9 protein-coding genes are annotated in these 13322 nt (G+C 57.7%); 3 read left to right on the plus strand and 6 right to left on the minus strand.

From position 1 onward, the window contains the following. Positions 1-102 precede the first annotated feature (102 nt). The 5 genes from QPL98_RS11395 to QPL98_RS11415 form a co-directional block, all read right to left on the minus strand. Complete coding sequence (locus tag QPL98_RS11395) at positions 103-1011, minus strand: lysine exporter LysO family protein (protein WP_303293285.1); 909 nt, start codon at positions 1009-1011, stop codon at positions 103-105. A gap of 61 nt (positions 1012-1072) precedes the next feature. Beyond that, complete coding sequence (locus tag QPL98_RS11400) at positions 1073-1393, minus strand: DUF2288 domain-containing protein (protein ID WP_011787074.1); 321 nt, start codon at positions 1391-1393, stop codon at positions 1073-1075. Between the two features lie 69 nt (positions 1394-1462). Beyond that, positions 1463-1855: a response regulator gene (locus QPL98_RS11405; RefSeq protein WP_023009447.1), complete on the minus strand. Its 393-nt coding sequence runs from the start codon at positions 1853-1855 to the stop codon at positions 1463-1465. Continuing rightward, positions 1852-2991 (minus strand): response regulator, encoded by a 1140-nt coding sequence (locus QPL98_RS11410; RefSeq protein ID WP_303293286.1) that lies wholly within the window; start codon positions 2989-2991, stop codon positions 1852-1854. Before QPL98_RS11410 ends, QPL98_RS11405 begins: the two co-directional genes overlap by 4 nt. Positions 2992-3015: 24 nt before the next feature. Then, positions 3016-4701, minus strand: coding sequence for a diguanylate cyclase (locus QPL98_RS11415; RefSeq protein WP_153740284.1), 1686 nt, complete (start codon positions 4699-4701; stop codon positions 3016-3018). A gap of 98 nt (positions 4702-4799) precedes the next feature. Between QPL98_RS11415 and QPL98_RS11420 the strand changes: the two genes are divergently transcribed. From QPL98_RS11420 to QPL98_RS11430, 3 genes are read left to right on the plus strand one after another with little or no spacing between them, the layout of a single operon-like run. Beyond that, positions 4800-6587: an ATP-binding protein gene (locus QPL98_RS11420; RefSeq protein WP_153740285.1), complete on the plus strand. Its 1788-nt coding sequence runs from the start codon at positions 4800-4802 to the stop codon at positions 6585-6587. After that, a complete protein-coding gene (locus QPL98_RS11425; protein ID WP_199452841.1) occupies positions 6574-8619 on the plus strand; it encodes a GAF domain-containing protein in 2046 nt (681 codons plus the stop codon). The genes QPL98_RS11420 and QPL98_RS11425 overlap by 14 nt, the downstream gene beginning before the upstream one ends. A 12-nt stretch (positions 8620-8631) precedes the next feature. Next, complete coding sequence (locus QPL98_RS11430) at positions 8632-10548, plus strand: ATP-binding protein (protein ID WP_199452839.1); 1917 nt, start codon at positions 8632-8634, stop codon at positions 10546-10548. Here the strand turns inward: QPL98_RS11430 and acnA are convergent. After that, positions 10545-13307, minus strand: a complete 2763-nt coding sequence (acnA, locus tag QPL98_RS11435) for an aconitate hydratase AcnA (RefSeq protein WP_303293287.1) — start codon at positions 13305-13307, stop codon at positions 10545-10547. The two genes, QPL98_RS11430 and acnA, sit on opposite strands and share 4 nt — an antisense overlap. Positions 13308-13322 lie beyond the last annotated feature (15 nt).

Below are 13322 nucleotides of genomic sequence, written 5' to 3' on the forward strand. Positions count from 1 at the left end.
GCTCCGGGACAGAGGTGGGTAGTCTTTGCATACTAATCCGTAGCCACTATAGCCGTAAATCTGACCAAAGCATTGCACCGGGTCAAATTGAGCAAAATCAACCTATTCCAACGACAGAAAAACGCCCATCAGTACCGGAGAAAGGAAGGACAGCAGGAATCCGGAGGCGATAGCCACCGGCACACAGGCCAGGCCGCCACTGCTGCGAATGACCGGCAGCGTGAAATCCATGGCGGTGGCACCGCCATAACCGATGGCCATGGCCGGCCGGGCATGGATCACCAGCGGAATCAGGGCCAGGGCGATGATCTCCCGAAGGACATCGTTCAGGAAAGCAACACCGCCCCAGGCCGGCCCCAGGGCATCGCCAATAACAATGCCTGAGAGTGAATACCAGCCAAACCCGGAGGCCAGGGCCAAAGACTGATGCCAGGGAATATCCAGCACCGGTACCAGAGCCAGCCCCGCCACCAGGGAGCTAACCACCAGGGCCAGTGCAATCCCCAGCCCCTGGCGGTTCATCAGCAGTTTGCGCAATGACAGGCCGGCATTGCGTAACTGAAGCCCTATAAGGAACAGCAACAACATCAGCGCCCAGGTGGCCACATCGTCCACCATCGGCAAATCCGGGAACAGGAAATACCCGAGCAGAGCACCGATAAGCACGGACAAAAGCGGTTTGAGGCCTGCCAGAAACAGGCGGCCATAACCGGGCCTGGAACCGGTTTCAGCCGCCTCCGTGTGCATTGGCTGCCAACGGTGAAACAGCCACAGGCCCGCCATGTTCGCCACCAGCAAGACCAGCACAAGCCCCGCTACCTGGGCAGCCATGGTACCCAGTTGGCCCAGCAGCCCTTCCATCTGTCCCAGCCCCAATCCCAGCAGGGCCAGGATGAAATACACCAGGCCCTCCACCGAATAGTGAATCACGGTCATCAACTGACGATTGGAGAGGGCAATGGCAAAACCCAGGAACAACGGAGCCAGTATCAGGAGCGCACCGGTCAGCATGACAACCTCGAATGAATACAGGGATAAAGTGCAGGACAGCTGCGGCGAAAATCAGGGGCGTTCAGTGCAGGCGCTCGCCGGAGCGGTCCTGTACCAGCACCCAGGGGGCAATGACGACCGCCCAGAGTTCGGCGTTGCGATCGTACCAGGCGCGCGCGAGGTCAGGTGCCACCTCGCCCACCTGCCCGCCGGACATCCAGTGCTCGAACTGGGCCTTGTTGTCCGCCGCCAACTGGGCTGCCACATTGAGCAGATCCAGCTCTGGCGCCACTCGCACCACCTGGCCCCGGGCATAATAGGTTTGCAGCTCATGCCAGTGAATGCGGGAGGTCTCCAGGTTGAGTTTGGCCTTGATTTCTTCCGGCGACTGGGGGGATGACATGACAACCTCGGTGATCAGTTCATTTGCGGGGCGCCAGCCTACCCTAAAACCGACGACGACGCATCCGGTTCAACGCTCCGGGTTGTCGGCCACCAGACGCCGGATATCATCGGCCAGAGTCATGGGATCAAAGGGTTTCGGAATGACACCAATGGCGCCCAGCAACCGGTATTCCTCAATTTCCGAGGGCTGTAAACGAGCGGTCATAAAGATAACCGGAATATTCAGCCCCTCCGGGCGCTGCTGCAAGGCTTTCAGAGTCTGAGGCCCATCCATACCCGGCATCATCACATCCAGTAAAACCAGATCCGGTCCAAATTCCTCAATGCGCGATAAGGCTTCCTGACCAGAGGCACACAGGCAGACGTCGAAGCCGCCCACATCCACCAGTGCCAGCTCAGCCACACTGCGAATGTCCTCATCATCTTCAACGTAAAGCACGCGATCAACTTGTTGGCTCACGAGGGCTTTAACTCCTCTGATTGTGTCTCATCCAGGCCCAGCCGTCGCAGTAAACGCTGGCATTCTTCGCCGGCTTTCGCCCCCGCCGCTTCCAGAGAGGCCGCCCGCATCAGCAGCCGGTCTTCACGGGTACAGTCAGAACCAAGCGAATGCACTGCCCCAATCAATTCCCTCAAACCAAGTGGCAGATGCCAGTGAATTTTCAGTCGGTTTCCAAACGGTGCGGACCATTCCCGAAACAGGGCTTCAAACGCGGCCTCCTCGACCTCGCCACCCAGCGCCACGTATTCATCCAGCACTTTGACCAGGGCCATCTCACCAAGGCGACTGAGCAAGCCAGCCTGCTGGAACAGCATCGGCTGCTTTTTGAGTCTCAGCGCCAGAGCCTGGGCGGATTTTGCGACACTGAGCGCCTGGCCATAATAGACGTCAGCCCGGGCGCGCAACGGCGGATGCTGGATATTCCGCGAGACATCCAGAGACAATGCCAGCGCCTGGTTTAACGCCATCGCAACCCCGATCGAACTGATCGCGTCCCGGACTGTATCCAGAGGTTCACCCGTACGGCGAAAGGAGGTGCTGTTGGCCACATCCAGCAGGCGCAGCGTCAGCGCTGGGTGATCCCGCCACCGTTCTGCAAGTTGCGAAGCAGAAAGCTCTTCCTGACGCCGGTATAAATCCAGAATCTCAGCAGCATCCAGATCGGACGGCAACTGCGTGATGTTCTCCAGAGCATCAGCCAGATAACTCGAGACCGCGGGCAACCGGGCGGGTGTGTCAGAAAGAAGCTCCGTGAGTCTTCGATGCAGGACACGAACGTCCAGAGGCTTGGTGATATAGCCATTGATGCCGTAATGGGCGGCCTTCAATACGGAGTCCCGATCGGCCCGGGCCGAGACGATCACAACGGGCATGGTCGCTTTAGCTGAACGAACCCTGCGAACCAGTTCCAGCCCCGAACCATCCGGCAGGTTCCAGTCCGCAATAATCAGATCGAAATCGTCATCGTCAACAAACCGGAAGGCCTCGGACAGCCGGCTCGCCACCGTCACCCGCATGCCTGGACGGAGTCCCGCCACTACGGTCTCCAGCAGTTCCGAGAAGAGATCATCGTCTTCAAGCACCAATGCTTTCAAGGCATTCTCCGCAACATGATTGACCTACGCGTTATCGGTATACAACGTAACGCCATTGCGGCCGTTTCGTTTCCGCTCATAGAGTGCCTTGTCAGCCGCCTCGATGATTTGATCACCGGCAGAAAAATCATTGATTTTTGCGACCCCCGCGCTGAACGTCACGTGGAACACGTCGTCTTCACTGGAAAACTCCAGTTCAGAAAAGCTCTCAAGAATACCGGACATCAGTCGCAGGGCTGCTGACGGCTCACAATGCGGCAGTACCACAAGAAATTCTTCACCACCGTAGCGACCGATGGCATCGGATTCCCTCAGCCGGTTGCGCAAAAGATTGGCCAGAGTCCGGATGACGACATCACCCTGTGCATGCCCCCAGGTGTCATTCACCTGCTTGAAATGATCAATGTCCAGCAGTACCGCAACAGAGCTGTAATCGCCCCGGGTGCAACGCTGACGCTCCCTTTCCACTTCCTGTTTGATTACCGAGTGCTTCAGCAGTCGCGTCAGACTATCGCGGTTCATCAGCTCAGACAGCTGCCGAGCCCGATGACAGCGCATCTGGACGGCCCGGATGAGGTAATCATCGGAAATCGGTTTGACCAGGAACTCATCGGCACCGCCGGACAGCGCCCGAAGCTGGCGCTCCGGATCATCTTCGGAAGACAAATAAACAATCGGCAGGCTCAACCAGCGAGCATGGAAGCGGATCATCCGAGCCAGAACTACGCCAGAATGCGCGCCTAGCTCAATATCCATCAGCAACAGCTCAGGCTCGAACGCATAAAGTTCTGACAGCAGCGTCAAAGGGTCCGATACGGCATGGGCCTCAATACCGGCAGAATTGAGCACCAGGCAATAGTGCTCGGCCAGTTCCCGGTCGTCGTCGACGATCATCACGCGGCCCTTGGTGCCGGCGGCCAGTTCCTGAACCAGGGTTTCCAGCCGCTCCACCAGCTCGGGCAAATCCACCGGCGCCGACATGAACGCACGTGCCCCGTGCTGGGCAACATGATAGCGACGATCGAAGTTTTCGGCCTGTCCGATGCAAACAACCGGCACCGGTGGCTGATAGGCGCCGCGGGGATGGGCCTCCAACCAACGAGCCACACTTTCAATACTGGCATCGCTGCAGAGCACGGCTGCGGCATTACCAGGATCAGTACCTGAGGCCTTCACCACGCCTTCCCGGCTCTCTATCGTCTCGACAGAAAACCCGTATTTCTGCAATTCATCCGGCAAGGACTCCAGTTGATCCGTGGCGTCAAGAACCACGATCAGCCGAACCTGCATGCCATGGGAGACCAGCTCTTCATCGGCTTGCGCCGACCGCTCCCGCTCCGTGGACAACGGGTTATCCAGGTCGGCGATGCCAATCAGGAGTTCGAGCTGGTCGGCGACGTTTTCATCAACGGGAAGAAAATCGAACTGGGCGTCGGATCCCTTCGCCAACGCTTTCTGCTCCCGCTTGAGACGTTTTTCGAGATCTCGTGCAAATTCTCCAAGGGAGGGGAAACCAAACGTGCCTGCAGATCCCGCCAACTTATGAAGTCTCTGACGACAGTCATTAAGTGCCAGTTCATCAACATGACCTTTCCTAACCTGGTCAGCAAAGCCTGAAAGGTACGCCAACTCGCCCCTCAATCGCTCGATAAAACGCAGTTTCAAAACGTTCAGGCGATCACTGATGTAATCTTGCTGCTGGTTATCCAAAAAAACTCCCCGAATCCTGGTTTTTCCGACTCTGGAAATACTCTAAGCTCTATGTAACCACGTTTTTCCGCTCTCGACCACGCCACTAAGGATTACCGTTGAGATCCCCATCGTTAGGTATACGCGTTACCCTGATTACGATCTCCAGCAGTATTGCGACCATGGCAGCCGTGTTGTTTTTTGCCTACAACGGGCTGGTAAGGGATTTCGAGAACGTTCTGACCCAAAGGCAGCTGCTGGAAACCGACTCGGCTGCGCGCATCGTGGACCAACAACTTCAGATTCGCCTGGAGGCCCTGAAGGCCTTCTCGGCTTTTCTCACAGACGGCGACAACCTGCGCCCTCTGCCTGAGTTGAAAGAGCTTCTCGGGCGCCAACCCAGTCTTGAACGCTATTTCGAAGGCGGTCTGCTCATTTTTGATGACAAGGGTGTCGCCATTGCAGAGAACCGTTTTGTGCCCAGACGAATCGGCACCAACTACTCAGACCGCCCGCATTTCCGGGAAGCCCTGACCAGCCGACAAGCGGTGATCAGCCGCCCCATTATCGGCCGTACCACCGGATTGCCGCTGTTGTCTTTTCTGGCTCCCATTGTCAGTGACGACGGCGATCTGCTGGGCTTGGCGGGCGGCAGCATCAACCTGGCTGAATCCGGCATCATTCCCGACTCCTTGAGTGAAAAAAGCAACGCCATCTTCAAGGTGCTCGATACCGGGCATTTCACTCAGGTGGATTCGCTGACCCCCGGCGCTCCGATGCCTGAGCTACCCCCACCCGGCGAGAACCTGATTATCGACGCAGCGCTGTCTGGCGTCACATCGGGTGTCGTGACCGACAAATCCGGTAAACGCTGGATTTATGCGACCCGTCATCTGGAGCGTGTCGGCTGGTTGTTTCTGCGCGCAGAGCCCTATGAAGGCGTGACCGGCCCGGCCAGGGCCTCATTTGAAAACTTTCTGCTGCTCAGCGTACTGGCTGCACTGATTCTGGCCACCGCAGCCTGGCTACTCGGGCGCACTGCCACCCGGCCCCTGGAACACATGTCCACGCGGATAAGGGCCATGGTGGATGGCGCATCGGATACCCGCCACTTGAAGCCCAAGGGGCCACCGGAAACCCGCAATCTCGCGCTGGCCTTCAACCGGCTGATGGAGGAACGGGAAGCTCTGGACCAGATGAAAGACCAGTTTGTGGCCACCGTGAGTCATGAATTGAGAACGCCTCTGACCTCAATCAACGGCTCTTTGAAACTGCTGGACCGGGAGGCGGCCGGCGAGCTTCCGGAAAAGGCCCGGAAAATGGTGCAAGTAGCGCTGCGCAACGGCGAACAACTGCAGCTGCTGATTTCAGATCTGCTGGATTTCAATAAAGCCATCGCCGGAAAAATGATGTTGCAGATTGGCACAATCCAGGTCAGTGAAGCCCTGGAGCAGGCCATTGAAGGCAATCGCTCAATGGCCACCCATTATGGTGTCTCTTTGAGCGCAGTCCCGGCCCCTGAACCGTTGGTGGTCCGAGCCGACCCCCAGCGACTGCGACAGATACTGGACAACTTTATCAGCAACGCCATCAAGTTCTCACCTACTGGTGCCGCCGTTCAGCTGTCCGCCCGAGCGGTTAATCAGAACACCATCCGATTCATCGTTTCGGACCACGGCCCGGGGGTGGATGAGCAGTTTATCCCACATCTGTTCGAGCGGTTTGCACAAGCCAACCCATCCTCAAAACAGGCACAGTCCGGCACTGGCCTGGGGCTGGCCATTTGCCGTGAGCTGGCCCATCTGATGCACGGCCAGGTGGGCTACTATTACCAGCAAGGGGCCCATTTCTGGCTCGACATCCCCCGCCAGGAGACCTCAAGGGAGCCTGATCATGAAGTCACCTGAGTACCCACCCGAAGAACCACAACGGCTCTCCGCCCTGGAGGCGACAAAGCTGCTCGACACTCCCCCGGAGGAGCGCTTCGATCGGGTAACAAGGCTTGCCGCCGAGGCGTTCGATGTGCCGATTGCGTTGGTGTCACTGGTCGACCGGGAACGCCAGTGGTTCAAGTCCTGCTATGGCCTGGGAGTCCGGGAAACCGGTCGTGACATTTCGTTCTGCGGCCATGCCATCCTGAAATCCGAGGCTTTCGTGGTTTCCGACGCACTGGCCGATGAGCGGTTCTCCGACAACCCCCTGGTCACAGGAGAACCCCATATCCGTTTCTATGCGGGCGCGCCGCTGGAAGACCGCTCGGGCTTTCGCATTGGCACCCTATGCATTATCGACAAAAAACCTCGAGGCTTTTCGAACCGGGACGAGAAAACACTCAGAGACCTGGCCGATATCATCGAACGCGAACTCCAGTTTCAGGAGCTGGGCAACTACTACAGTGAGCGCACCCGGGCACTGAATGCACTGAACGAAATCGTTCTGGAAGTGAAAGGCAACCTTGATACCGCCATTCCGCTAGCGCTCAACAAGGCCAACCATTTCCTGGGGACAGAAACGGCCATTGTCAGCGAAATCAATGGTGGCGCCTACACCGTACTCTGGCACCATGCGCGCCGAAACAAGGCGCTTGAGAACGGACTCACCTTGCCCGTTGAGCAAACCTACTGCTCCATTCTTCTCGAGCGGGGTGACGTGCTCGCCATCAACCACATGGGGCGCTCGCGATTTCAGGACCACCCCTGCTACGCCGAGTTTGGTCTGGAAAGCTACCTGGCCGCGCCAATCTGGATAGATGACACACTGTTCGGAACCCTGAACTTTTCATCCTCCATACCGCGCAAACCACCGTTTACCGAAACGGAAAAGATGTTTGTAAACCTGCTGGCCCGCTGGGTCGCCGACGCCATTCACCAGTCCCGGCAGGCCGAGACCCTGGAAAAACTCGTCAGCAACGCCCCGGGAATGCTCTACCAGTACCGCCTCTGGCCAGACGGTCACAGCACTTTTCCCTACACCAGCCAAGGTATCCAGCAGATCTACAACATCAGCGCCGAAGCTGCGGCAAACGATGCCGGCCCAGTCTTCGGCGTCATCCACCCTGAAGACCTTCCACAGGTTGCTGAGAGCATTCAAGAGTCCGCAGACAACTTGAGCCGTTGGCACCAGCGTTATCGAATTCAGTGGCAAGGCCAGAACTGGCACTGGGTCGAGGGGCAGGCCAACCCCGAAAAACTGCCGGATGGCAGCATTCTCTGGCACGGCTATATCGTAGACATCAACGAGCGATACGAAGCCGAACAGATGAAGAACCAGTTCATCTCCACCGTCAGCCACGAACTGCGCACTCCCCTCACTTCGATTTCCGGGTCCCTGGGGCTGATTTTGGGTGGTATTACGGGGAACATCGACGAAAAAAGCCGGCACATGCTCTCCATCGCAAAGCGCAACGCCGACCATCTGAAACTGCTGATAGACGACCTCCTGGACATCGAAAAACTGATTGCGGGCAATATGCCCATGGCGCCTGAGGAGCAAGGCATTGGAACGTGCGTGACCGCCGCCATTGAAGAAATCCAGCCCTTTGCCAAACAGCGTCAGGTGCGCATCACACTGCGGGACGGCTCGCCGGGGCTCACGGCGCTGTTTGACAGCATTCGGCTGAAACAGGCTATCACCAACCTGTTGTCAAACGCCGTCAAGTTCTCACATGAGCGCAGCGAAGTCCTCGTCGATATTGAATCGTCAGAATCGACGGTGCGCATCTTGGTGAAAGACCAGGGGATCGGCGTACCTGAGAGCTTCCGATCCAGGATCTTTCAGAAGTTCGCGCAGGCAGATGGCTCTGTTACCCGCGGACAAGGCGGGACCGGCCTTGGACTGGCAATCACCAGAGAAATCATGACGAAGATGGGTGGCAGTGTCGGGTTCAACTCGGCCGAGCGGCAGGGTTCCACCTTTTGGCTGGAGTTACCCTTAACATGAGCTTGCGTTGACATGAGCACACAAAAACAAGAACAAGCTTTTTTCGGCCTGGTCTGGCTTGCTCGATTGACGGTTTGCCTGCTGACGGTCGGGCTCGCGCTGGCGATCGACTCAACCGCAACGGAACGACACCGGGCTGATGTGCGGGCGAACTGGCAAGAGAAGGTAGATGATCTGGGGCTGCGTCTGCGCGCCACCATTCTGCAAAACACACAGACAGTATGGGGTCTCGCCGCAAACGTTGCGGTCCAACCCGACATCGGCGAAGAGCGATTTCAGCGGCTGGCTTCCGTCATCTTCAAACTGGCACCAGAACTGCTGAATATCGGTTTGGCCCCCGGATTTGTCATAAAACACATCTACCCTCTGGATGGAAATGAGGCTGCCCTCGGGCTCGACCTTCAGGCTCAGAGTTTGTCAAGAGATCAAATGGCCCTGCTACTGGAAAGCCGGCGAGCAGTCTTCAGCGGCCCTATTAATCTGGTACAGGGAGGCCAGGGCCTGGCCGCGCGTATTCCCATTTTCGAGAACGACACGGGACGGGTTTGGGGGGTTATCTCCGCCATTCTGGATCTGAATCGACTTTACACCGCGATTGGGCTGGACAGCCTCCCTCCCGAGGTGGTCTTTGCGCTCTCAACGACAGGCTCCGGCAACATAGATGAAGGCTTGTTTTTCGGTGAGCCCGATGCAGCCTGGCAAGCGCCCGTGTCAACAACCATGGCCATGCCGGGATTTTCCTGGAAGCTCTACGCTCAGCCAGCGGATGGATGGCCGGATCATCCGGACTCTCCGTGGCTGCTGCGTAGTCTGCTCGGGCTGGTCACTCTGATCATCATTGCCGGCACACTCTGGATAACGACACTCATCCTCCGTGATCGCCAGATGCAACTCCGATTCTGGGGCCTGTTTGAACTCGCCCCGTTCGGCATCGCCCTCTATGACGCGATCTCAGGGGAGTTGCTACAGGCCAACCCGGGCTTCACCCGAATACTGGACTCGAAAGCCAAGAACATCGGGTATTTCGACGATGTGCGCAGCCTTTCCGGCGATCAACAACGCAGCGAACCTTCAATATCCAACCGCCTGGCAAGCCAGGTTCGCTTCACCGGAGTTGAAGGCTTCTTCCCAATGGCAGATGGGACTCTCCAGCCGCTCATGCTCCACGGTTTGCGCCTGGACCTCCAGGGAAAAGAGTCCGTTATCTGGATCATCGTCGAGGACATTTCCCAACGAAAAGAGGCGGAACGATTAAAGAACGAGTTTATCTCGACCGTCAGTCATGAACTCAGAACCCCCCTCACCTCCATTTCCGGGGCGCTGTCGCTGTTAACGACCAATGCTGGCGGAGAGCTTTCAGGAAAAGCACAACAATTGCTGAAGATCGCCCAAAGAAACAGCGATCAGCTGGGTTTTCTGATCAATGACCTGCTGGACATCGAGAAACTGATTGCGGGCAAGATGGATTTCAATGTGGTCGAATTTCCTGTGTCTGAGGCGATCACCGAAAGTCTGGAAAACATCCAGAACTATGCCACCGAAAAAAACATCACTCTCAACGCTCAAGAACTTTCAGCATCCACGGTTAAGGCGGACAAACAAAGGTTGGCACAGGCACTCAACAACATCCTGTCAAACGCGATCAAGTTCTCACCGGTCAACGGCCAGATTCGTATCTGGACAAAACCGCATGGCCAAGGGCTTCGAATCTACGTGCAGGACGAGGGACCTGGTATCGCTCCGGAATTCAGAGAGCGCATGTTCCAGAAGTTCTCCCAGGCCGACAGTTCGGATCGACGCAGCAAGGGTGGCACTGGCCTTGGCCTGGCCATCACCAAAGAGCTGATGGCCAGGATGGAGGGCGACGTCGACTTCACGTCAGAAGCTGGCCAGGGAGCCACCTTCTGGCTGGAAGTCCCGGCCGCCTAGGCGTTTTTCAGCATCTCCCGCACCACGTAATGCAGGATACCACCATGCTGGAAATACACTGCCTCGTTGGCAGTATCAATCCGTGACTTCAGCTCGCAGGTTTCGGTAGAGCCATCCTTGTATTTCACCGTCATGGTCAGGGTCTGGCCCGGCTTGATCTCGCCAGACAGTCCCTGAATGCTGATCGTTTCCTCCCCGGTGAGTTTCAGGCTCTTGCGATCAGTCCCCTCCGGGAATTGCAGCGGCATCACCCCCATGCCGATCAGGTTGGAACGGTGAATACGCTCATAGGATTCCGCCACCACGGCTTTCACGCCCAGCAGGCGAGTACCCTTGGCGGCCCAGTCGCGGCTGGAGCCGGTGCCGTATTCCTTGCCGGCAATCACCACCAGTGGCGTGCCTTGCTCCTGGTACTTCATGGCGGCATCGTAGATGGCCATTTGTTCCCCGGTGGGCACAAATTTGGTGAAGCCGCCTTCCACGCCGTCGAGCATTTCATTGCGTATGCGCACGTTGGCAAAGGTGCCGCGCATCATCACCTCGTGGTTGCCCCGGCGGGAGCCGTAGGAGTTGAAGTCTTTTGGTTTTACACCATGTTCCTGCAGGTATTTGCCCGCCGGTGTATCCGGCTTGAAGGAGCCGGCCGGCGAAATATGGTCGGTGGTCACCGAGTCTCCCAACAGGGCCAGGATGTTGGCATCCGTTATGTCATCGATGGCCTCGGGCTGCTCACCCATGCCTTCGAAGAAGGGCGGATGCTGGATGTAGGTGGATTTGTCACTCCACTCATACACCTTGCTTTCCGGCACCTTGATGGATTTCCAGATGTCGTCGCCCTCGAAGACCTCGCCGTATTCCTTGCGGAACATGTCGGTCTTGACCTTCTCGACCGCTTCCGCGATCTCGGCCTGGCTTGGCCACAGGTCTTTCAGGTACACCGGGTTGCCATCCTGGTCTGCGCCCAGAGGATCCTTGGTAAGGTCCACCCGTACGTTGCCAGCCAAAGCATAGGCAACGACCAGTGGGGGCGAGGCCAGCCAGTTGGTTTTCACCAGCGGATGCACCCGGCCCTCGAAATTGCGGTTACCGGACAACACCGAGGCCACGGTGAGATCCCCATCAGTAATGGCTTTCTCGACTTCATCCGGCAGCGGGCCGGAGTTACCGATACAGGTGGTGCAGCCATAACCCACCAGGTTGAAACCCAGTTGGTTCATGTCATCCTGAAGGCCGGCCACTTTGAGGTAGTCGGTCACCACCTTGGAGCCCGGCGCCAGTGAGGTTTTGACCCAGGGTTTGGTTTTCAGACCCTTGGCCACGGCCTTTTTGGCAATCAGGCCAGCCGCCATCATCACGCTGGGGTTGGATGTATTGGTACAGGAGGTAATCGCCGCAATCACCACCGCGCCTGGGTCCAGCCGGGTAGATTCACCATTCATGTGAAGTGGCTGACTGGCGGGGTGTTCGAAATAGGCGCTCTGAGCACCGACCGCTGTACCACCCCCTTCCGATTCCAGCTTGGCCTCACGGCTTTCTGCCGGGCCTTCCGACGTTTCCATCAGCAACTCAAACGACGCTTTCATGTTGGTGAGGGCGACCCGGTCCTGGGGCCGCTTCGGGCCGGCAAGGCTGGCTTCCACTTCACCCATGTCCAGCTCCAGGGTGTCGGTGTATACCGGCTCATGACCGGGTTCCCGCCACAATCCCTGGGCTTTGGCGTAGTTTTCAACCAGTTCCAGCAGTGCTTCATCCCGCCCGGTCAGGCGCATGTAGTTGATGGTTTGTTCATCCACCGGGAAGAAACCACAGGTAGCACCGTATTCCGGCGCCATATTGGCAATGGTGGCACGGTCGGCCACTGGCATGTCTTTCAGGCCGTCCCCATAGAACTCCACAAACTTGCCCACCACGCCTTTCTTGCGCAGCATTTCCGTGACGGTCAGCACCAGGTCGGTCGCCGTGATGCCCTCCCTCAGCTTGCCGGTGATCTTGAAACCGATCACCTCCGGAATCAGCATGGAGACCGGCTGGCCAAGCATGGCGGCTTCCGCTTCGATACCGCCCACGCCCCAGCCGAGTATGCCCAGACCGTTGATCATGGTGGTGTGGGAATCGGTGCCCACCAGCGTGTCCGGGTAGGCGATGGTTTTACCGTCCACCTCCTTCTGCCACACCGTTTTGCCCAGATATTCCAGGTTGACCTGGTGGCAGATGCCGGTGCCCGGTGGCACCACCCGAAAGTTGTCAAAGGCCTGCTGGCCCCAACGCAAAAACTCGTAACGCTCCTGGTTGCGCTCCATCTCGATGGCCACGTTGTCCTTAAAGGCCGAAGGATTGCCGAACTTGTCGACCATCACCGAGTGGTCGATCACCAAGTCTACCGGGGATAACGGGTTGATCAGTGCCGGGTCTTTACCGGCATTTTTCACGGCTTCACGCATGGCCGCCAGATCCACAACCCCGGGCACCCCGGTGAAATCCTGCATCAGCACCCGGGCCGGGCGGAACTGGATTTCGGTATCCGAGCCCCGGTCTTTCAGCCATTGCACCATGGCATCAATGTGGGAGCGGTCGACCGTGGTGTCATCTTCGTTGCGCAGCAGGTTCTCCAACAACACTTTCAACGAGAACGGCAGGCGATTGAGGTCGCCCAGGGTCTCCGCTGCCTTCGGCAAACTGTAGTAGTGGTAGGTCTGGCCACCCGCGCTCAGGGTGGAGAGGGTATTCAGGCTGTCTTTACTCAGGGATGAACTCGACATGCGATGCCTCCTCTT

Origin of the sequence: Marinobacter sp. ST-43, assembly GCF_030541085.1 — a bacterium.
Classification (GTDB): domain Bacteria; phylum Pseudomonadota; class Gammaproteobacteria; order Pseudomonadales; family Oleiphilaceae; genus Marinobacter; species Marinobacter nauticus.